Source organism: Tenacibaculum sp. SSH1-16, assembly GCF_040104435.1.
GTDB lineage: Bacteria > Bacteroidota > Bacteroidia > Flavobacteriales > Flavobacteriaceae > Polaribacter > Polaribacter mesophilus.
Map to the genome: position 1 here is coordinate 149,854 of NZ_JBECOV010000005.1, position 20,502 is coordinate 170,355.

Genomic DNA, 20,502 nt, shown 5'->3' on the forward strand with positions numbered 1-20,502 from the left:
TTGATAGTTGTTTTTTTATAGAAAAAACCATAAAAAAAGTAAGGGAAAACCGTAATCGTTTTTTTTTAAATAAAGCCCTTTTCTTTGGCTGTTAATATTAACTCTCGGTCTCCTTTAGCTTTAACATTGAATATTTTTTTTAGATGTCGTTTTCTTTTTTCAATACTAGCTGCGGAAAGAGGTATGTAATTCGGCATATCTTTCATTTTAGAGCCTAATGAAAGTTCGTATAGTATTTGTCTGTCTATTGCGTCAATGGAAAAATTATTAGAAACTTCTTTTCTTAAGAGGCTTAAGACAGTTTTACTATAATAAGGTATATTGTTTGTTACATTTTTTATTGCATTTTTTAACTCTTTTGAAGTTAAATCGTTCTTAATAAGAAAACCTTCAGGATTTAAGCTTTTAAAAATGTTATAAATTCTGTAATTATCATTACAATCAGTAGAAACAATCAGTCTTGTGTTTGGAAGTAATTTTCTTATTAAAAGCCCTAAATCTTCACCAGATAAGATTTTTCTATTCTTAGCAGGAGAAAGTTTTAAGTCTAAAACAACAAAGCTAAGTGAAGTTTCTTTTTCAATTGTTTTTTTTATAATGTCGTAAGCTCCATTACAATTATAGGTAATGTCTGTGTTAAAATTAAAACTTGGGTTTAACCTAGCTATTTTAGATATTATGTTCTTGTACGTTTCACAAATAAGCGGGCAATTATCTGCTAACAAAGCAGATTGTTTTTCTTTTCTCATGTTTAAATAATTTCGGGGGGAAATACTATTTAACTGATTTCTTTTTTTTAAATCAGTTCATAAATTTATATAAATTAATTTGAAATCAAAAAAAAATATATAAAAAACAAATTATCTACTTATGGAAAATGTAGTTATGTTACTTTTTTAACTCTTTTTTTAAGAATTTTGCTGTATAGCTTTTTTTGTGGATGGAAACTTCTTCAGGAGTTCCAAATGTTAAAACTTTACCGCCTTTTTTACCACCTTCCATACCAATGTCAATAATGTAATCGGCGAGTTTGATAACATCTAAGTTGTGCTCAATAATTAAAACGGTGTTTCCTTTATCTGCTAACTTGTTTAATACTTCCATTAATACACGGATATCTTCAAAATGAAGCCCAGTTGTTGGTTCGTCTAATATATAAAAGGTGTTTCCAGTATCTCTTTTTGATAATTCAGAAGCTAATTTAATGCGTTGGGCTTCTCCTCCGGAAAGAGTAGTGGATTGCTGTCCGAGTGTAATGTATCCTAAACCAACATCTTTAATTGTTTTTAACTTTCTATAGATTTTAGGAATATGTTCAAAAAATGCTGTAGCTTCGTTAATTGTCATTTCTAAAATATCAGAAATTGACTTTCCTTTATAACGAATTTCTAAAGTTTCTCGGTTAAAACGTTTTCCTTGGCAAGTTTCACACTCTACGTGAACATCTGGTAAGAAATTCATTTCTATTACACGAACACCACCACCCTGGCAGGTTTCACAACGTCCACCTTTTACATTAAAACTAAAACGACCGGGTTTATACCCTCTGATAGAGGCTTCTGGAGTTTTTGCAAATAAACTACGTATTTCGCTAAACACCCCTGTATAAGTAGCAGGGTTTGAACGTGGAGTTCTACCAATAGGAGACTGGTCAATATCAATAACTTTATCAATATGTTCTAAGCCTTCAATTTTTTTGTAAGGCATTGGTTTTTTTACTGCTCGGTAAATGTGCGCGTTTAAAATAGGGTATAGGGTCTCATTAATTAAGGTAGATTTCCCACTACCAGAAACACCTGTGACACAAATCATTTTACCTAAAGGAAATTCAACGGAAACATTTTTTAAGTTGTTTCCAGAAGCGCCTTTTAATGAGATTGTTTTTCCGTTTCCATCACGACGTTTTTTAGGAACCTCAATTTCTTTTCTTCTCGATAAATAGTCAGCAGTAAGGGTATCGTGACTTTTTAAATCGTCAAAGTTGCCTTCGCTAACAATTTCTCCTCCATGTCTACCTGCACCTGGACCAATGTCTAAAACAAAATCAGCATTCTTAATCATATCTTCATCATGTTCAACCACTAAAACAGAGTTTCCAACATCACGAAGTTTAATTAAAGAGTCAATTAATTTTTGATTATCACGTTGATGTAAACCAATACTAGGCTCATCTAAAATATATAAAACACCTACAAGTTGTGAACCTATTTGTGTTGCAAGTCGAATACGTTGGGCTTCTCCACCAGAAAGAGATTTTGAAGTTCTGTCTAATGTTAAATAATCTAACCCAACATCCAATAAAAATTGAATGCGTGTGCGAATTTCTTTTAAAATTTCAGAAGCAATAGTTAATTGTTTTTCTGATAATTTTGTGCCAACTTCCTGAAACCAATTAGCCAACTCTAGCACATCCATTTGGGCTAAATCACTAATATTTTTATCAGTGATTCTAAAATGAAGCGCTTCTTTTTTTAAACGCTTTCCATCACAAACCGAACAAGTAACTTCATCCATAAAACCTTTTGCCCAACGTTTGATTGATGTGCTTTCTGAGTTTTTATATTGATTCTCAATAAAGGCAATGATACCTTCGAAATCAATCTCATAATTTCTGGTAACTCCCGCAGTTTTTGATTGAATTTCAAATTTTTCTTTTCCTCCATGAAGAATAATCTCCATAGCTTCTTTAGAAATACTTTTTATAGGGTCGGTTAGTTTAAAGTTATAACGCTCAGCAATAGTTTGAAGTTGTTTAAAAATCCAACTGTTTTTTTGTTCACCCAAAGGTGCAATTCCTCCATTTTTGATAGAAATGCTATCGTCTGGAATTACTTTTTGATGATTTATCTCGTTGGTAATCCCTAGTCCGTTACAGTGAGAACAAGCTCCTTTTGGTGAGTTGAACGAAAAAGTGTTAGGTTCAGGATTAGGGTAAGCGATTCCCGTAGTAGGACACATGAGTTCACGACTAAAATAACGAGGCTTTTCATCATCAACATCAATTACCATTAAAATATTATCACCCGTGTACAAGGCAGTTTTAATAGTCTCTTCTAGACGTTTTTCAGCAGCATCATTCACGGCTAATCGATCGATAACGACTTCTATATCGTGCGTTTTGTAACGATCGAGTTTCATGCCCTTTTCAATTTCTCTAATTTCTCCATCCACACGAACACGAACAAAACCTTGTTTAGAAATTTGTTCGAATAGTTCACGATAATGCCCTTTTCTCGATTTAATTAATGGTGCAAGAATGGCAATACGTTTGCCGTCAAAATCTTTTAAAATTAATTTTCTAATTTGTTCGTCAGAATAACTTACCATTTTTTCACCTGTATTGTATGAATAAGCATCTGCTGCACGAGAAAATAGTAAACGAAGAAAATCGTAAATTTCAGTAATGGTTCCTACAGTAGAACGAGGGCTTTTGTTTGTTGTTTTTTGTTCAATAGAAATTACAGGAGAAAGTCCGTCAATTTTATCAACATCAGGTCTTTCTAATCCGCCCAAAAATTGACGCGCATATGCAGAGAAAGTTTCAATATAACGACGTTGTCCTTCAGCATAAATGGTGTCGAAAGCTAAAGAAGATTTCCCGCTACCACTTAAGCCAGTAATTACAACTAGCTTTTCACGAGGAATTTTAACATCAATATTCTTTAAATTATGAGCTCGAGCTCCGTAAACTTCTATGTATTCTTGTTCTTTCAAAGTGAGGATTTTACCAAAAACAGCAAAGTTACCAAAACCAAATTTATTTTGAAGTAGCGATTATCAACAAATAAACTGAAAATAGTATATTGCGAATAAAACTTAATTAATAAATGAAATTTATAGATTTTGTAAGGCTTTTTTTTGAGCGCCATGGTTTTAACGTGTCTTCCAGGTTTGCTGATAGATTGGGTATGCGAGCCACTAATGTACGTTTGTTTTTTATTTATATATCATTTGTAACAGTAGGTTTGTCTTTTGGATTATATTTAACAATGGCTTTTTTACTAAGATTAAAAGATATGATTTATACTAAAAGAACATCTGTTTTTGATTTATGATAAACACAGTGTTTCAATCAAGGTTATATAGAGCTATAATTTATTCTGTCTTAATAGTCATGCTAGGAGTAACAGGTTATATGTTACTTTTTGATTATTCCTTTATTAACGCTTTGTACATGACGATTATAACCATTAGTACCATTGGTTTTGGAGAAGTACATCCTTTTGGTACGGGGGAAAAACTATTTACTATCGGATTGATAATATCTAGTTTGTTTGTTTTTGGTTATGCAGTTTCTTCATTCTCAGAGTATTTAATTAGTGGGCAATTTTTTCATCAGTTAAAAATAAAAAAAGTGCAAAAACAAATAGAGCAGTTACAAGGTCATACCATAGTTTGTGGTTATGGTAGAAATGGTAAACAAGCTATTTCGAAATTGAAAAACTACAAGAAACAAGTTGTAGTGGTTGAAAAATTTAATGATGTAGTGAGGCAGTTAGATGAAAAAGGAGTGTTAACTATTCAAGGAGATGCAACGCTTGATGAGACTCTATTAAGAGCAGGTATTATGAATGCAGAAAATCTAATAACAGCGTTGCCTTCTGATGCCGATAATTTATTTGTAGTGCTAACAGCAAAACAATTAAATAAAAATTGTAAAGTAATTAGTAGAGCATCTAAAGAAACATCATATAGTAAGTTAAAAATAGCAGGAGCAGATAATGTAATTATGCCAGATAAATTAGGAGGTTCTCACATGGCATCTTTAGTTGTAACTCCTGATGTTATTGAGTTTGTAGATAGGCTAACTATTGAAGGAGAAACAACTGCTAACTTAGAAGAAGTAGCAATTAATGACTTGCCAGAAAAATACATTGATAAAACAATATTAGATTTAGATTTACGAAAAAAAACAGGTTGTACAATTATAGGATATCGTACTCCAAATAAAGATTACATTATCAACCCAGAAGCTTCGGTGAAATTAGAAATAGGAGGAAATTTGATTGTTTTAGGACGTCCTGAACAGATAGAAACACTTAGAAAAGTTTTTTAATGAAGAAAGTTGTAATAACTGGAAGTAATGGTTTACTTGGGCAAACTTTAGTAAGCCTTTTATTAGAAGAAAAAGAAAGATATCAGGTAATAGGTTTTTCAAGAGGAGAAAATAGAAGTGGTAGAGGTGACTTTAATTATGTTTCAATTGATATTACAGATGAAGATTTGCTTTACAAAAAACTGTCTGAATATAAGCCAGATGTTATTGTGAATACAGCAGCAATGACAAATGTTGATGCTTGTGAAACAAATAAACAAGCTTGTGATAATCTAAATATAGATGTAGTTCAATATCTTAAAAACTATTCAGAAGAAAATAAAACTCATTTAATACATATTTCAACTGATTTTATTTTTGATGGGAAAAATGGACCATACAAAGAGAGTGATAAGCCAAACCCATTGAATTATTATGGGCTCTCCAAATTAAAATCAGAAGAATTATTAATAAAGTCTAAGGTAAATTATGCTATTTTACGTACCATATTAGTATATGGAAAAGTATATGATATGTCGCGCACTAATATAGTATTGTGGGTGAAGAAAATGTTGGAAGACAGGAAAGAAATAACTATAGTAGATGACCAATTTCGTATGCCAACTTATGTAGAAGATTTGGCATTAGCGTGTAAATTATCAATAGATAAAAAAGCACTAGGAATTTTCAATATTTCCTCAAAAAGAATGATGAGTATTTATGAAATTGCACAACAAATAGCAGAAGCTTTTAGGTTAGATAAAAGCTTAATAAAACCAATTTCTACAGATGTTTTAAATCAAACAGCCTTACGGCCTGCTATTACGGGTTTTGATTTAACAAAAGCCCAAACAGAATTAGGATTGCGACCAAAATCTTTTAAAGAAGATTTACATAAATTTAAAGAAAAGCTAATGTAAAAACCATATTTAACAACGAAAACTTGTTGTAAGTGCATTTTTTTATGATATTGCGGGCTACTAATTCAAAAATCTAATACATATTATGAATAAAAAACTACTTGCATTGCTGTTTTCAATAACACCAATGTTAACATTTGCACAGGAAAAAGGAATTGATCAAATGATTGATGAAGCGTTTAAACCTTTTTCTGATTTTTTTAGTAGTGTGATTTTTTTTCCAGTATTTGGTACCCCTTTTGTATTGATTTTGTTAGTGGCTAGTGCCGCTTTTTTTACGCTCTATTTTGGATTTCCAAATATCCGTCACTTCTTTACTGCAATAAATGTTGTAAGAGGGAAATATGAAGATATTGAAAAACATGGTGCGCAATTATTGTATGGTGAAGATGGTATAGCTCAGGGAGTAGATATGAATGAAGTTGACGATATTGAGGAGCATATTGAAAATATAGAGAGCTTACATAGTGACTTAGAAATTGATGGAGATATTAAAGATACTATTCGCGATGAAAGTCATGAAGGTGAAGTTTCTCACTTTCAGGCATTAGCAACAGCGGTTTCTGGTACAGTTGGAAATGGTAATATTGCAGGAGTTGCATTAGCAATTGCTTTAGGAGGTCCGGGAGCAACTTTCTGGATGATTATTTGCGGTTTGTTAGGGATGTCAACAAAATTTGTAGAATGTACATTAGGAGTACATTATCGTGATGTAGGAGAAGACGGAACAGTGTATGGAGGTCCTATGTATTATTTATCTAAAGGATTAAAAGAAAAAGGTTTTGCAACACTAGGAAAAATAGCAGCAGGAGCATTTGCAGTTTTCTGTATTGGAGGTTCTTTTGGAGGTGGTAATGCAGCTCAATCTAACCAAGCAACAATAGTTATTAAAGAGTTGTTAGGTTTAGAGAGTACAGCAGCTGGAGCTATCATAGGTATTGTACTAGCCATTTTAGTAGGTATTATAATTATTGGAGGTATCAAAAGAATCGCTTCTGTAACAGAAAAAGTAGTTCCTTTTATGGCATTGCTATACCTATTGGCTTGTTTGTATATTTTAGGGGTTAATTTCTCTTTAATAGATGATGCTATTTCTTTAATTATAACAGAAGCTTTCAATCCTACAGCGATAGGTGTTGGTGGTGTTATAGGTGTTTTATTAGTAGGGTTTAAAAGAGCAGCTTTTTCTAATGAAGCTGGAGCAGGTTCGGCTTCAATTGCACACTCTGCAGTGAAAACAAAATATTCTGCATCAGAAGGTTTAGTGGCATTATTAGAGCCGTTTATTGATACTGTATTAATTTGTACAATGACAGCTTTAGTAATTATTATCTTTAATTTTGGAGGAGCTTTTGAATATGGAGGAGATGGTACAGGATCTGTATTTATTGACGGTGTGGCTTATGAGGGAGCAGGAATTACTTCAAGAGCATTTGCAGCTTACATTCCATACTCAAATGTATTTTTAACTGTAGCAGTTGTTTTATTTGCAGTTTCTACAATGATTTCTTGGTCGTATTACGGATTGCAGTCTTGGAAATTTTTATTTGGTAGAGGAAAAAAAGCGGATTTAACATATAAAATTTTGTTCTTGACTTTCGTAGTAATTGGAGCAGCAGCGAGTATGAAGTCTATTTGGGATTTTTCAGATGCAATGATTTTTGCAATGGTGTTCCCTAACATGGTAGGTTTATACTTATTGATGCCAGTGGTTAAAAAGCAACTAAAAAGATATTTAGATGCTATTAACCTTAAAAAAGAAGCAGTAGAAGAATAAAAAACAAAACGAATGAAAATATTTAAACCCCATTTCTGGTATAATAAACGCCAAAGAAATGGGGTTTTCTTTTTATTATTTTTAATAGTTGTTTTACAATTTATATATGTGTACATAGATTTTTCTTCAGAAAAAATAGAGGGTATAAATAAGAAAGAGCTAGTAGCTCTTCAAAATACTATTGATAGTTTGAAAAGAATTGAATTGATTAAAAGAAAACCTAAACGATATCCATTCAATCCAAATTATATAACAGACTTTAAAGGTTATCAACTAGGAATGTCTGTAGAGGAAATAGATAGATTACACAATTACAGAAAACAAAATAAATGGATTAATTCGGCTAAAGATTTTAAACAAGTAACAAAAATATCTGATAGTCTTTTGAACAGAATAGCTCCTTATTTTAAATTTCCAGATTGGGTTGTAAAAGAAGAAAACCAAAAGAAGAAAAGTAAAATAGAGTTAGGTTTAAGTGAAAGGCATACATATAATAAGGTATATAAAATTTCTACTAATGATATTAATAAAGCCACTCAACAAGATTTTGAAACTATTAGTGGTGTTGGAGAAGTATTATCTTCTCGAATTATAAAGTATAGAAAGAAGTTACAAGGGTATTCATTCTCAAAACAATTATATGAAGTTTGGGGAATAAATAAAGCTGCAGCAAACAAAGTCATGCAAACTTTTACTGTAATTAAAAAACCAACTATTAAAAAAGTAAATGTAAATACAGCCAAATTCAAAGAAGTGTTAAAAAATCCATATATTGATTATGAGTTATGTAAAAAGATATTTGAATATCGAGATGAAGTAGCTGAACTACAAGATATATCAGAATTAAGAAATATTAAAGATTTTCCACTAAATAAATACGATAGAATAATCTTATATTTGAAAGCAGAATAAACAAGCAACAAAATTTAATAAACAAACCACTATGAATAGTATGTACTTTACCGAAGAGCATGAAGCCTTTCGTCAGAGTTTTAGAGATTTTTTACAAAAAGAGGTAGTTCCTCATATAGATAAATGGGAGAAAGAAGGTACGGTAGAGCGTTTTATCTGGAAGAAGTTCGGTGAAATGGGATACTTTGGTTTAAATCAACCTGAAGAATATGGAGGATTAGGTTTAGATCTTTTTTATACAGTTATTTTTTTAGAAGAACTACAAAAAATAAACTCAGGAGGTTTTGCAGCTAATATGTGGGCACATGCTTATTTAGCAATGACACATGTAAATAAAGAAGGAGATGATCGAATTAAGAATGAATATTTAACACCAAGTATAGAAGGAGATAAAATAGGGTGTTTATGTATTACAGAACCTTTTGGAGGAAGTGATGTAGCAGGAATGCGTACTACAGCAATAAAAAAAGGAGATTCATATGTGATTAATGGATCTAAAACGTTTATCACAAATGGAGTATATTCTGATTACTTAGTAGTAGCAGCTAAAACTAACCCTGATGATAAACATAAAGGAATGAGTATTTTTATAGTTGATAGAGATACTCCAGGAATATCGTCAACTAAGTTAGATAAATTAGGATGGAGAGCTTCAGACACTGCTGAAATAGCTTTTGATAATGTGGTAATACCTGCTGAAAACTTAATGGGAGAAGAAGGAAAAGGATTTCCATATATAATGCAACACTTTGCTTTAGAAAGATTAGTAATGGGAATCAATGCTCATGCGCGTGCGGAATATGCTGTTGATTATGTAGTACAATATATGAGTGAACGTGAAGCTTTTGGAAAAACATTAGATAAATTTCAAGCTTTACGTCATAAAGTAGCAGAAATGGCCAGTAGAGTAGATATGTGTAGAGAATATAACTATTCCATTGCAAAACGATTAAATGATGGTATTTATGTGGTAAAAGAAGCAAGTATGAGTAAGCTATTGTCTACTAAAATGGCAGATGAGGTTATATACGATGCTTTACAGTTACTAGGAGGTTATGGTTATATGGAAGAGTATCCAATGGCACGTTTATTACGTGACAGTCGATTAGGACCGATAGGGGGAGGTACTTCAGAAATATTGAAAGAAATTATTGCAAAAATGGTAATAGATAAGAAAGAATATAGACCAGCTACCTAATGCCTCCTATTTTGTAAAAATGATTCTTGATAAATATTTAAGTAAAAATCCTGTGAAAGCAGGATTTTTATTTGCCTCATTTTTAAACTAAAAAGAAATAAAATAGTGTTTTTAAAGAATACTTTGTATCTTTGCCGTCCAAAAATGAAATAAATTAGTATAATTGATTGATATACTGAACGTTGTCAATTTTTAAAGATATAGAAACTACGATGAAAGGAGGTGCAAAAATATGTTAATCATTCCAGTTAAAGAAGGAGAGAATATCGATAGAGCGTTAAAACGTTATAAACGTAAATTTGATCGTACAAAAACGATGAAGCAATTACGTAACAGAAAGCAGTTTACTAAGCCATCTGTGGCAAAACGAGCTCAAATGATTAAAGCATCTTATGTTCAGAGATTAAGAACTCAAGAAGAAGTAGGATAGTAATCATCCTAAAAAGTGAAAAACCTGTATTGATATCAATACAGGTTTTTTTTGTATCTTCAATTAATAAATAAGATAGATAATGCTAATAAAAGCTTTTTTAGAGTATTTAGAGTTTGAGAAAAAGTATTCAAAAAACACAATTCAAGCATATAAAACGGATTTAATAGCGTTTAAAGATTTTTGTGAGGTTGAGTTTGATCAAGAGGATTTAGAGAGTATTCATTATAACCAAATTAGAACATGGATTGTTAGTTTGGTAAATGATAATATATCAAATAGAAGCGTAAATAGAAAAGTAAGCTCTTTAAAGACCTTTTATAAGTTTCTGCAAAAAATAGGGGAAGTAACAGTGAATCCGCTTTCAAATCATAAGGCGCTAAAAGTTCAAAAAAAAATACAAACTCCCTTTGATCAAAATGAAGTAGAAGAAGTTTTAAAACTAATAAAAGAGAGATCTGATTTTGAATCAGTAAGAGATAGATTGATTGTGGAAATGTTGTATTCAACTGGAATGAGAAGGATTGAGTTAATAAATATTAAAGAAAAAGATATAGATCATACTAGTAGAACAATAAAAGTATTAGGAAAAAGAAATAAAGAAAGGTATGTAACGATCTTGCCGTCAGTGTATAAAACTTTACAAGAATATTTAAGACAAAAAAGAGGAATTGAGGATGTAGATTTAGAGGTGCTTTTAGTGACTAAAAAAGGCGTTAAAATTTATGAAACCCTTGTTTACCGAATAATAAATTTGTACTTTAGTAGAGTGTCAACAAAAGCAAAAAAAAGTCCACATATATTAAGGCATGCTTTTGCTACACATTTACTTAACAACGGTGCGTCGTTAAATTCGGTTAAAGAATTACTAGGGCATTCAAGTTTAGCCTCTACCCAAGTTTATACGCACAATAGCTTGGAGCAAATAAAAAAAGTGTATAACAAGACTCACCCTAGAGGGTCAAATTAAAAGATCGAAGAATTATGAAGGTATTCACACAATCAGTAAATTTCTCAGCAGACCAAAAATTAATAGACTTCATTGAGAAAAAAATAGGAGGATTAGAGAAGTTTCATGATAAGATCGTTGATGCAGAAGTGTTTTTAAAAGTGCAAAAAACGAGTGAAAAGGAGAATAAAATAACTGAAGTAAAAATTAATATACCAGGAAGCGAATTAATGGTGAAAAAGCAAACTAAGACCTTTGAGGAAGGTATTAGTGTGTCTGTAGAATCTTTAAAAAGACAGTTGCAAAAATCAAAAGAAAAATCAAAGGATGCCTTAGTCTCATAAAAACGATAAAAAATAATTAAAAAAGTTTTAAAAATTAAAAATTACTTTTTACATTTGCAGTCCGTTAGAAATAGCGGATTGTTTTTTTATAACAAAAGCCGATGTAGCTCAGCTGGCTAGAGCAGCTGATTTGTAATCAGCAGGTCGTGGGTTCGAGTCCCTCCATCGGCTCTAAAAAATAAAAGTTCATTAAAATATTATTTAAGGTTTAGGGGAGATTCCAGAGCGGCCAAATGGGACGGACTGTAACTCCGTTGTCTTACGACTTCGCAGGTTCGAATCCTGCTCTCCCCACTATCTTAATGAAATTTTATTGCGGGAGTAGCTCAGTTGGTAGAGCGTCAGCCTTCCAAGCTGAATGTCGCCAGTTCGAACCTGGTCTCCCGCTCTAAATTCGTTGCCGACATAGCTCAGTTGGTAGAGCGCATCCTTGGTAGGGATGAGGTCACGGGTTCAAATCCCGTTGTTGGCTCTATTTTAGAGTTTATTTGACAAGAGTTTAAAAATAACACTAAATATATTTAACTAAGAATTAAAATTAATAATCATGGCAAAAGGAACTTATGATCGTTCGAAACCGCACTTAAACGTAGGTACTATTGGTCACGTAGATCACGGTAAAACTACTTTAACTGCTGCAATTACTAAAGTATTAGCAGATGCTGGATTTTCTGAGCAGAGAGCTTTTGATCAAATCGATAACGCTCCAGAAGAAAAAGAAAGAGGTATCACAATTAACTCTTCTCACGTAGAGTATGCAACAGCTAACCGTCACTACGCGCACGTTGACTGTCCAGGTCACGCCGATTACGTAAAGAACATGGTAACTGGTGCTGCACAAATGGATGGAGCTATCTTAGTAGTAGCTGCTACTGATGGTCCAATGCCACAAACTCGTGAGCACATCTTATTAGGTCGTCAGGTAGGTATTCCACGTATCGTTGTTTTCTTAAACAAAGTTGATATGGTTGATGACGAAGAGTTATTAGAGTTAGTAGAAATGGAAGTGAGAGATTTATTATCTTTCTATGAGTATGATGGAGATAATGGTCCTGTAGTTTCTGGTTCTGCTTTAGGTGCATTAAACGGAGAGCAAAAGTGGGTTGATACAGTATTAGAGTTAATGGAAGCTGTTGATACTTGGATCGAAGAGCCACCAAGAGATACTGAAAAAGATTTCTTAATGCCAATCGAGGATGTATTCTCTATTACTGGTCGTGGTACAGTAGCAACTGGACGTATCGAAACTGGTATCATTAATACAGGAGACCCTGTTGAGATTATCGGTATGGGAGATGAAAAATTAACATCTACTGTAACTGGTATCGAGATGTTCCGTCAAATCTTAGATAGAGGTGAGGCAGGAGATAACGCGGGTATCTTATTAAGAGGTATTGAAAAGACTCAAATTAAGAGAGGAATGGTAATCTGTAAGCCAGGTTCTATTACTCCACACGCTAAGTTTAAAGCTGAGGTGTATATCTTAAAGAAAGAAGAAGGTGGACGTCACACTCCATTTCACAACAACTACCGTCCACAGTTCTACGTACGTACAACTGACGTAACAGGTAACATTAACTTACCAGAAGGAGTTGAAATGGTAATGCCAGGTGATAACTTAACTATTACTGTTGACTTAATCCAACCTATCGCATTAAACACAGGTTTACAGTTCGCAATCCGTGAGGGAGGTAGAACAGTAGGAGCTGGTCAGGTAACTGAAATCTTAGACTAATTATAGTTTAATAATAAAGTATAAGGAGTCTCTTTTTAAAGAGAGACTCCTTTAAAATACGGGTTTAGCTCAGTTGGTAGAGCACTGGTCTCCAAAACCAGGTGTCGGGAGTTCGAGCCTCTCAACCCGTGCAAAACTAAAACGAGTTGTGGTGAAAACTGCAACTCGTTAAAAGGATAAAATATGAGTAACTTTATACAATACATTAAAGATTCTTTTGAAGAATTAAATACCAACATGACTTGGATTTCTCGTGAAGAAGCTCAAAAGTCTACTGTAGTAGTTGCAGCATTTACAATTGTATTTGCTTTAGCTGTAGCGGGGATAGATAAGGTTTTTCAAACAGGGTTAGATAACTTCTTTAAAATGTTTTAATGATGGCTGATTCGGTGATGAAGTGGTATGTGGTAAGAGCTATTGGAGGTCAAGAAAATAAAGTGAAAACTTACATTGAGACTGAAATTGCTCGTCATGGGTTGTCTGATTTTGTGAACCAAGTAATTGTTCCTACAGAAAAAGTTATTCAAGTAAGAAACGGAAAGAAAATAAACAGAGAAAGAGTTTACTTTCCTGGTTATGTGATGGTTGAGGCTAATTTAGCAGGGGAAGTTCCTCACGTAATTAAATCAGTAACAGGAGTTATTGGTTTTTTAGGTGAAACAAAAGGAGGAGATCCCGTACCAATGCGTAAATCAGAAGTAAACAGAATGTTAGGGAAAGTTGATGAACTTTCTGTTAAAGATGAAAATATCGCAATTCCTTATTCGGTTGGAGAAACTGTAAAAGTAATTGATGGACCTTTCAATGGATTCGATGGAACTGTTGAAAAGGTAAATGAAGAAAAGCGTAAGTTAGAAGTAATGGTAAAGATTTTCGGAAGAAAAACACCATTAGAGTTAAACTATATGCAAGTAGAGAAAATATAATTGTTACACCTATATTTTGATGGGTTTAAGCTTCCAATTTAAACACATCGTTAAATCTTAAACAATGGCAAAAGAAGTAAGTAAATTAGTTAAACTACAAGTTAGGGGAGGTGCAGCGAATCCGTCGCCACCAGTTGGACCCGCTTTAGGTGCTGCCGGTGTTAACATCATGGAGTTCTGTAAGCAGTTTAATGCTCGTACACAGGACAAACAAGGTAAAGTATTACCTGTTGTTATTACAGTTTATACAGACAAATCATTTGAGTTTGTTGTAAAAACTCCACCAGCTGCAGTACAATTATTAGAAGCGGCCAAAATTAAGAAAGGTTCAGGAGAACCTAATAGGAAAAAAGTAGCAAGCGTTTCTTGGGATCAAATTCGTGGAATTGCAGAAGACAAAATGGTAGATATGAATGCCTTTGAAGTAGAGTCTGCAATGAGAATGATTGCTGGAACAGCTCGTTCTATGGGATTAACAGTAACAGGTGATGCACCTGCTTAAACTTTAAAAGATATTTAGAAATGGCAATTACTAGAAAGCAAAAAGAAGCTCGTGCTAAAGTAGATAGCTCTAAAGTTTATAGCTTACAAGATGCATCAGCATTAGTTAAAGAGATTACAAATGTAAAGTTTGACGCATCTGTAGACTTAGCAGTACGTTTAGGAGTAGATCCTCGTAAAGCTAATCAAATGGTTCGTGGTGTTGTAACATTACCTCACGGAACTGGTAAAGATGTAAAAGTTTTAGCATTAGTTACTCCAGATAAAGAAGCGGAAGCTAAAGAAGCTGGTGCTGATTACGTTGGATTAGATGAATACCTTCAAAAAATTAAAGGTGGTTGGACTGATGTTGACGTTATTATTACTATGCCAAGCGTTATGGGTAAATTAGGTCCTTTAGGACGTGTATTAGGTCCTCGTGGATTAATGCCTAACCCTAAAACTGGTACAGTAACTATGGATGTTGCAAAAGCAGTACAAGAAGTAAAAGCAGGTAAAATTGACTTTAAAGTAGATAAAACTGGTATTGTACATGCTGCAATCGGAAAAGCATCTTTTGATGCTGCTAAGATTGAAGAAAATGCAAACGAGTTAATTCAAACATTAATTAAATTAAAGCCAACAGCGGCTAAAGGAACTTATATTAAAAGTATTTTTATGTCTTCTACTATGAGTCCTAGTGTAGCTGTAGATGTTAAAACAGTATCGTAAGGCAGTTAAAACTTTTTAATTATGACTAGAGAGGAAAAATCACAAGTAATACAAGATTTAACAGCACAATTAGCAGATACTAGCACGATCTATTTAGCAGATATTTCTGGTTTAGATGCAGCTACTACATCTAACTTACGTAGAGCATGTTTTAAAGCGAACGTACAATTGGCTGTTGTTAAAAACACATTGCTTTCAAAAGCAATGGAAGCTTCTGATAAAGATTTCGGAGAATTACCAGAGGTATTAAAAGGTAACACTTCAATGTTAATTGCTGAAGCAGCAAATGCACCAGCAAAAGTTATCAAAGAGTTCAGAAAAAAATCAAAAGATCGTCCTTTATTAAAAGGAGCGTATGTAGAAGAGGCAGTTTATATTGGAGATGACCAATTAGATGCTCTTGTAAACATCAAATCTAGAGAAGAACTTATTGGAGATATTATTACCTTATTACAATCTCCTGCTAAGAATGTTGTTTCAGCATTACAGTCAGGTGGAGGTAAATTATCAGGTATCTTAAAGACATTATCAGAAAAATAATTTCGCGCACTAATAAACTAAATAAATAAAATTTTTAAAAAACAATTAAAATGGCAGATTTAAAAGATTTCGCAGAACAATTAGTTAACTTAACAGTAAAAGAAGTTAATGAATTAGCTGATATTTTAAAAGAAGAGTATGGTATTGAGCCAGCAGCAGCAGCAGTAGCAGTAGCAGGACCAGCAGCAGGTGGTGGAGATGCAGCAGAAGAGAAAACTGAGTTTGATGTAATCTTAAAAGCAGCTGGAGGATCTAAATTAGCAGTTGTAAAATTAGTTAAAGAATTAACTGGATTAGGATTAAAAGAAGCTAAAGGTATTGTAGATAGCGCACCAGCACCAATCAAAGAAGGTGTATCTAAAGATGAGGCTGAAGGTCTTAAAAAGTCTTTAGAAGAAGCAGGAGCTGAGGTAGAGCTTAAGTAAGCTATACTCCCGAATTATAGAAAACGGGAAAAAACAATAAAGGTTTAGGTACTAAAGACTCATGTTTTTAGGCCTAAACCATTTTGTGTATATATTCGTTCTTTATTTTTCACATTTTTTGTATTTGTGAATTTACGATTATAAAGTGCTGATTTTTAATCAGTAAGAGCAATTAAAATTGCAGTATTGAAACAATTAAGTTTCAAAAATAATATTTTTAATTAAAAATAGCATCTCTTTTGGCAACGATAAATACTACTGAAAGAATTAACTTCGCGTCATCGCAGTTAGGAGCTGATTATCCAGACTTTTTAGATATTCAGGTGAAGTCTTTTCAAGATTTCTTCCAATTGCAAACTAAAGCTGAAGAGCGAGGAGAAGAAGGTTTGTATAAAACTTTCATGGATAACTTCCCGATTACAGATACACGTAATCAATTTGTATTAGAATTTTTAGACTACTTTGTAGATCCTCCAAGGTATAGCATTCAAGAATGTATCGAGCGTGGATTAACTCACAGTGTACCTCTAAAAGCACGTTTAAAATTATATTGTACTGACCCAGAACACGAAGATTTCGAAACAATCGTTCAAGATGTGTATTTAGGTACAATTCCTTATATGACAAACTCTGGTACCTTTATTATTAATGGTGCAGAAAGAGTTGTAGTGTCACAATTACACCGTTCACCAGGTGTATTCTTTGGGCAATCTTTCCACGCTAATGGAACCAAGTTATACTCTGCAAGAGTAATTCCATTCAAAGGTTCTTGGATTGAATTTGCTACCGATATCAATCAAGTAATGTATGCTTATATTGATAGAAAGAAAAAATTACCAGTAACAACGTTATTCAGAGCCATAGGTTTTGAAAGAGATAAAGATATTTTAGAGATTTTTGATTTAGCTGAAGAAGTAAAAGTTTCTAAAGCTGGATTAAAGAAAGTATTAGGGCGTAAATTAGCAGCAAGAGTATTAAAAACTTGGCATGAAGATTTCGTAGATGAAGATACAGGAGAAGTTGTCTCTATTGAGCGTAACGAAATCATTTTCGACCGTGATACTATTATAGAAAAAGAACATATTGATGAAATAATTGAAGCAGGTGCAAAAACAGTCTTGTTACATAAAGAAGACAATCAGCAAGCAGATTATGCCATCATTCACAATACATTACAAAAAGACCCTACAAACTCTGAAAAGGAAGCTGTAGAGCATGTATATAGACAATTACGTAATGCTGAACCGCCAGATGAGGAAACTGCAAGAGGTATTATTGAAAAATTATTCTTCTCAGAGCAACGTTATAGTTTAGGTGAAGTAGGACGTTTTAGAATGAATACTAAACTTCAGTTAAATGAAGATTTAGATCAAAAAGTATTAACTAAGAATGATATCATTACAATCATTAAGTACTTAATTGAATTAATCAATTCAAAGGCTGAAGTAGATGATATCGATCACTTATCTAATCGTCGTGTTAGAACTGTTGGTGAGCAATTAGCAGGTCAATTTGGTGTAGGTTTAGCTCGTATGGCACGTACTATTCGTGAGAGAATGAATGTTCGTGATAATGAGGTGTTTACTCCAATCGACTTAATTAACGCTAAGACATTATCTTCAGTAATTAACTCTTTCTTTGGTACCAACCAGTTATCTCAATTTATGGATCAAACAAATCCATTAGCAGAGATTACTCATAAGCGTCGTTTATCAGCTTTAGGACCTGGAGGTTTATCACGTGAAAGAGCAGGTTTCGAGGTTCGTGACGTTCACTATACGCATTATGGTCGTTTATGTCCGATTGAAACACCTGAAGGACCAAACATTGGACTTATTTCTTCTTTAGCGGTTTATGCTAAAGTAAATAATATGGGATTCATTGAAACCCCATACAAAAAGGTAGATAATGGTTCAGTCTCTTCTGAAGAACCAATTTATTTATCAGCAGAAGAAGAAGAAGGAATGAAAATTGCTCAATCTAATTTACCAGTAGCAAATGATGGTAAAATAGAGAGCGAAAGAGTTATTGCACGTGAAGAAGGAGATTTTCCAGTGGAAAACCCTGAAGCAATTAATTATATGGACGTTGCTCCTAATCAAATTGCTTCGATTTCGGCATCATTAATTCCTTTCTTAGAGCATGATGATGCGAACCGTGCATTGATGGGATCGAACATGATGCGTCAAGCAGTTCCATTATTACGTCCAGAGTCTCCAATTGTTGGTACTGGTTTAGAACGTAGAGTAGCAAAAGATTCTCGTATCTTAATCAATGCTGAAGGAGCAGGAGTTGTAGAATATGTAGACGCCAATAAAATAACAATTAAGTACGATAGGACAGAAGAAGAGCGCATGGTTAGCTTTGATTCTGATGAAGTGTCGTACGACTTAATTAAGTTTAGAAAAACAAACCAAGGTACTAATATCAACTTAAAACCGATTGTAAAAGTAGGTGATAGAGTTGAAGAAGGTCAAGTACTTTGTGAAGGATATGCAACACAAAAAGGAGAATTAGCTTTAGGTAGAAACATGAAAGTAGCCTTTATGCCTTGGAAAGGGTATAACTTTGAGGATGCGATTGTGATTTCTGAAAAAGTAGTTCGTGAAGATATCTTTACTTCTATTCATATTGATGAATATTCATTAGATGTTCGTGATACTAAATTAGGAGCTGAAGAATTAACAAACGATATTCCTAATGTTTCTGAAGAGGCTACAAAAGACTTAGATGAAAATGGAATGATTCGTATTGGAGCAGAAGTAAATCCTGGTGATATTTTAATTGGTAAAATTACACCAAAAGGAGAATCTGACCCTACTCCAGAAGAAAAGTTATTACGTGCTATCTTTGGTGATAAAGCAGGAGATGTAAAAGATGCATCATTAAAAGCGTCTCCATCATTAAGAGGAGTTGTAATTAACAAAAAATTATTCAAACGCGCAGTAAAAGATAAGAATAAGCGTGCTCGTGATAAAGAAGCAATAGCAGCTTTAGAAGCATCTTATGTGTCTAAATTTGAAGAATTAAAAGATGTTTTAGTTGAAAAGTTATTCAACTTAGTATCAGGAAAAACTTCTCAAGGAGTGTATAACGACTTAGGAGAAGAAGTATTGCCAAAAGGTAAAAAGTTTACACAAAAAATGTTAAACTCTGTAGAAGACTTTACACATTTAAGTGGAACTTGGACTACTGATAAAGACTTAAATCAATTAGTTGTAGAATTAGTTCACAATTACAAGATTAAAGTAAACGACCTACAAGGAGTTTTACGTCGTGAGAAATTTACAATCTCTGTAGGAGACGAATTACCAGCTGGTATCTTAAAACTTGCTAAAATTTACGTAGCTAAGAAGCGTAAGTTAAAAGTAGGGGATAAGATGGCAGGACGTCACGGAAACAAAGGTATTGTTGCACGTATTGTACGTCAAGAAGATATGCCTTTCTTAGAAGACGGAACACCAGTAGATATCGTATTAAACCCATTAGGGGTACCATCTCGTATGAACATTGGTCAGATTTATGAAACTGTTCTTGGATGGGCAGGTCAAAAATTAGGTCAAAAGTATGCAACACCAATTTTTGATGGTGCAAAAATTGATCAAATCAATGCTTTAACTGATGAAGCAGGAATACCACGTTACGGACACACATATTTATATGATGGAGGTACAGGTAAACGTTTCGATCAGCCTGCAACGGTAGGAGTAATTTATATGATTAAGTTAGGTCACATGATTGAAGATAAGATGCACGCGCGTTCTATTGGACCTTACTCATTAATTACTCAGCAACCATTAGGAGGTAAAGCACAGTTTGGAGGTCAGCGTTTTGGTGAGATGGAGGTATGGGCACTTGAAGCATATGGTGCATCAAGTATCTTACGAGAAATCTTAACTGTTAAGTCTGATGATGTATTAGGTAGAGCAAAAACTTACGAGTCTATCGTTAAAGGAGAAGCAATGCCAGAACCAGGTTTACCAGAATCATTTAACGTATTAATGCACGAACTTAAAGGTTTAGGATTAGACGTTAAATTAGAAGAATAATCACAGTGAAATGTCTCAGAGTGTAAGCTCTGAGGCAAATCATTTTTTCA

The 20,502-nt window shown here is 33.3% G+C and carries 19 protein-coding genes and 5 tRNA genes; 22 read left to right on the plus strand and 2 right to left on the minus strand.

Going from position 1 to position 20,502, the window contains the following annotated elements:
• Positions 1–65: 65 nt before the first annotated feature.
• On the minus strand, positions 66–749 hold the full coding sequence (locus tag ABMY20_RS08975; protein WP_047790093.1) for a response regulator transcription factor: 684 nt from the start codon (positions 747–749) through the stop codon (positions 66–68).
• 139 nt (positions 750–888) lie between these two features.
• A complete protein-coding gene (gene uvrA, locus ABMY20_RS08980; RefSeq protein ID WP_349265116.1) occupies positions 889–3,714 on the minus strand; it encodes an excinuclease ABC subunit UvrA in 2,826 nt (941 codons plus the stop codon).
• A 113-nt stretch (positions 3,715–3,827) separates the two neighbouring features.
• Between uvrA and ABMY20_RS08985 the strand changes: the two genes are divergently transcribed.
• The 22 genes from ABMY20_RS08985 to rpoB all read left to right on the plus strand — a co-directional run bounded on the left by ABMY20_RS08985 (position 3,828) and on the right by rpoB (position 20,452).
• Entirely contained in the window at positions 3,828–4,055 is a 228-nt protein-coding gene (locus ABMY20_RS08985) for a hypothetical protein (protein WP_047790095.1), read from the plus strand.
• Positions 4,052–5,056 (plus strand): potassium channel protein, encoded by a 1,005-nt coding sequence (locus tag ABMY20_RS08990; RefSeq protein WP_047790096.1) that lies wholly within the window; start codon positions 4,052–4,054, stop codon positions 5,054–5,056. The genes ABMY20_RS08985 and ABMY20_RS08990 overlap by 4 nt, the downstream gene beginning before the upstream one ends.
• Entirely contained in the window at positions 5,056–5,955 is a 900-nt protein-coding gene (locus ABMY20_RS08995; protein ID WP_253680769.1) for an SDR family oxidoreductase, read from the plus strand. The genes ABMY20_RS08990 and ABMY20_RS08995 overlap by 1 nt, the downstream gene beginning before the upstream one ends.
• A gap of 85 nt (positions 5,956–6,040) precedes the next feature.
• Positions 6,041–7,732, plus strand: coding sequence for an alanine/glycine:cation symporter family protein (locus tag ABMY20_RS09000; protein ID WP_047790098.1), 1,692 nt, complete (start codon positions 6,041–6,043; stop codon positions 7,730–7,732).
• Between the two features lie 12 nt (positions 7,733–7,744).
• The gene (locus ABMY20_RS09005) at positions 7,745–8,644 is read left to right on the plus strand and encodes a helix-hairpin-helix domain-containing protein (RefSeq protein ID WP_073184518.1); all 900 of its coding nucleotides are present in this window, start codon (positions 7,745–7,747) and stop codon (positions 8,642–8,644) included.
• Positions 8,645–8,675: 31 nt separating this feature from the next.
• Positions 8,676–9,842, plus strand: coding sequence for an acyl-CoA dehydrogenase family protein (locus tag ABMY20_RS09010; protein ID WP_159493732.1), 1,167 nt, complete (start codon positions 8,676–8,678; stop codon positions 9,840–9,842).
• A gap of 232 nt (positions 9,843–10,074) precedes the next feature.
• On the plus strand, positions 10,075–10,272 hold the full coding sequence (rpsU, locus tag ABMY20_RS09015) for a 30S ribosomal protein S21 (RefSeq protein ID WP_028892869.1): 198 nt from the start codon (positions 10,075–10,077) through the stop codon (positions 10,270–10,272).
• An 82-nt stretch (positions 10,273–10,354) separates the two neighbouring features.
• Positions 10,355–11,242 (plus strand): tyrosine-type recombinase/integrase, encoded by an 888-nt coding sequence (locus ABMY20_RS09020; protein WP_349265117.1) that lies wholly within the window; start codon positions 10,355–10,357, stop codon positions 11,240–11,242.
• A gap of 14 nt (positions 11,243–11,256) precedes the next feature.
• On the plus strand, positions 11,257–11,565 hold the full coding sequence (raiA, locus tag ABMY20_RS09025; RefSeq protein WP_047790102.1) for a ribosome-associated translation inhibitor RaiA: 309 nt from the start codon (positions 11,257–11,259) through the stop codon (positions 11,563–11,565).
• Positions 11,566–11,662: 97 nt separating this feature from the next.
• A tRNA-Thr gene (locus ABMY20_RS09030) sits at positions 11,663–11,736 on the plus strand.
• 40 nt (positions 11,737–11,776) lie between these two features.
• Positions 11,777–11,859: transfer RNA gene (locus ABMY20_RS09035), tRNA-Tyr, on the plus strand.
• Positions 11,860–11,880: 21 nt separating this feature from the next.
• Positions 11,881–11,953: transfer RNA gene (locus ABMY20_RS09040), tRNA-Gly, on the plus strand.
• An 11-nt stretch (positions 11,954–11,964) separates the two neighbouring features.
• Positions 11,965–12,037: transfer RNA gene (locus tag ABMY20_RS09045), tRNA-Thr, on the plus strand.
• A 75-nt stretch (positions 12,038–12,112) separates the two neighbouring features.
• Positions 12,113–13,300, plus strand: coding sequence for an elongation factor Tu (gene tuf, locus ABMY20_RS09050; RefSeq protein WP_047790103.1), 1,188 nt, complete (start codon positions 12,113–12,115; stop codon positions 13,298–13,300).
• Positions 13,301–13,358: 58 nt separating this feature from the next.
• Positions 13,359–13,431, plus strand: a tRNA-Trp gene (locus ABMY20_RS09055).
• Between the two features lie 52 nt (positions 13,432–13,483).
• The gene (secE, locus tag ABMY20_RS09060) at positions 13,484–13,675 is read left to right on the plus strand and encodes a preprotein translocase subunit SecE (RefSeq protein WP_073184511.1); all 192 of its coding nucleotides are present in this window, start codon (positions 13,484–13,486) and stop codon (positions 13,673–13,675) included.
• Between the two features lie 2 nt (positions 13,676–13,677).
• Positions 13,678–14,226 carry a transcription termination/antitermination protein NusG gene (gene nusG / locus ABMY20_RS09065; RefSeq protein WP_047790161.1) on the plus strand — a complete coding sequence of 183 codons (549 nt, stop codon included), beginning with the start codon at positions 13,678–13,680 and terminating at the stop codon, positions 14,224–14,226.
• Positions 14,227–14,290: 64 nt separating this feature from the next.
• A complete protein-coding gene (gene rplK / locus ABMY20_RS09070) occupies positions 14,291–14,728 on the plus strand; it encodes a 50S ribosomal protein L11 (protein WP_047790105.1) in 438 nt (145 codons plus the stop codon).
• Between the two features lie 20 nt (positions 14,729–14,748).
• The gene (gene rplA, locus ABMY20_RS09075; RefSeq protein ID WP_047790106.1) at positions 14,749–15,438 is read left to right on the plus strand and encodes a 50S ribosomal protein L1; all 690 of its coding nucleotides are present in this window, start codon (positions 14,749–14,751) and stop codon (positions 15,436–15,438) included.
• A 21-nt stretch (positions 15,439–15,459) separates the two neighbouring features.
• Positions 15,460–15,978 (plus strand): 50S ribosomal protein L10, encoded by a 519-nt coding sequence (rplJ, locus tag ABMY20_RS09080; protein ID WP_047790107.1) that lies wholly within the window; start codon positions 15,460–15,462, stop codon positions 15,976–15,978.
• 50 nt (positions 15,979–16,028) lie between these two features.
• Entirely contained in the window at positions 16,029–16,403 is a 375-nt protein-coding gene (gene rplL / locus ABMY20_RS09085; protein WP_047790108.1) for a 50S ribosomal protein L7/L12, read from the plus strand.
• Positions 16,404–16,642: 239 nt separating this feature from the next.
• Entirely contained in the window at positions 16,643–20,452 is a 3,810-nt protein-coding gene (gene rpoB / locus ABMY20_RS09090) for a DNA-directed RNA polymerase subunit beta (protein ID WP_047790109.1), read from the plus strand.
• Positions 20,453–20,502 lie beyond the last annotated feature (50 nt).

Excerpts from the sequence above, each read along its gene's own strand:
- ABMY20_RS08975 (WP_047790093.1), bottom strand. The coding sequence starts at position 749 with ATGAGAAAAGAAAAACAATCTGCTTTGTTAGCAGATAATTGCCCGCTT.
- ABMY20_RS08985 (WP_047790095.1), top strand. The coding sequence starts at position 3,828 with ATGAAATTTATAGATTTTGTAAGGCTTTTTTTTGAGCGCCATGGTTTT.
- ABMY20_RS08990 (WP_047790096.1), top strand. The coding sequence starts at position 4,052 with ATGATAAACACAGTGTTTCAATCAAGGTTATATAGAGCTATAATTTAT.
- ABMY20_RS08995 (WP_253680769.1), top strand. The coding sequence starts at position 5,056 with ATGAAGAAAGTTGTAATAACTGGAAGTAATGGTTTACTTGGGCAAACT.
- ABMY20_RS09000 (WP_047790098.1), top strand. The coding sequence starts at position 6,041 with ATGAATAAAAAACTACTTGCATTGCTGTTTTCAATAACACCAATGTTA.
- ABMY20_RS09005 (WP_073184518.1), top strand. The coding sequence starts at position 7,745 with ATGAAAATATTTAAACCCCATTTCTGGTATAATAAACGCCAAAGAAAT.
- ABMY20_RS09010 (WP_159493732.1), top strand. The coding sequence starts at position 8,676 with ATGAATAGTATGTACTTTACCGAAGAGCATGAAGCCTTTCGTCAGAGT.
- rpsU (WP_028892869.1), top strand. The coding sequence starts at position 10,075 with ATGTTAATCATTCCAGTTAAAGAAGGAGAGAATATCGATAGAGCGTTA.
- ABMY20_RS09020 (WP_349265117.1), top strand. The coding sequence starts at position 10,355 with ATGCTAATAAAAGCTTTTTTAGAGTATTTAGAGTTTGAGAAAAAGTAT.
- raiA (WP_047790102.1), top strand. The coding sequence starts at position 11,257 with ATGAAGGTATTCACACAATCAGTAAATTTCTCAGCAGACCAAAAATTA.
- tuf (WP_047790103.1), top strand. The coding sequence starts at position 12,113 with ATGGCAAAAGGAACTTATGATCGTTCGAAACCGCACTTAAACGTAGGT.
- secE (WP_073184511.1), top strand. The coding sequence starts at position 13,484 with ATGAGTAACTTTATACAATACATTAAAGATTCTTTTGAAGAATTAAAT.
- nusG (WP_047790161.1), top strand. The coding sequence starts at position 13,678 with ATGGCTGATTCGGTGATGAAGTGGTATGTGGTAAGAGCTATTGGAGGT.
- rplK (WP_047790105.1), top strand. The coding sequence starts at position 14,291 with ATGGCAAAAGAAGTAAGTAAATTAGTTAAACTACAAGTTAGGGGAGGT.
- rplA (WP_047790106.1), top strand. The coding sequence starts at position 14,749 with ATGGCAATTACTAGAAAGCAAAAAGAAGCTCGTGCTAAAGTAGATAGC.
- rplJ (WP_047790107.1), top strand. The coding sequence starts at position 15,460 with ATGACTAGAGAGGAAAAATCACAAGTAATACAAGATTTAACAGCACAA.
- rplL (WP_047790108.1), top strand. The coding sequence starts at position 16,029 with ATGGCAGATTTAAAAGATTTCGCAGAACAATTAGTTAACTTAACAGTA.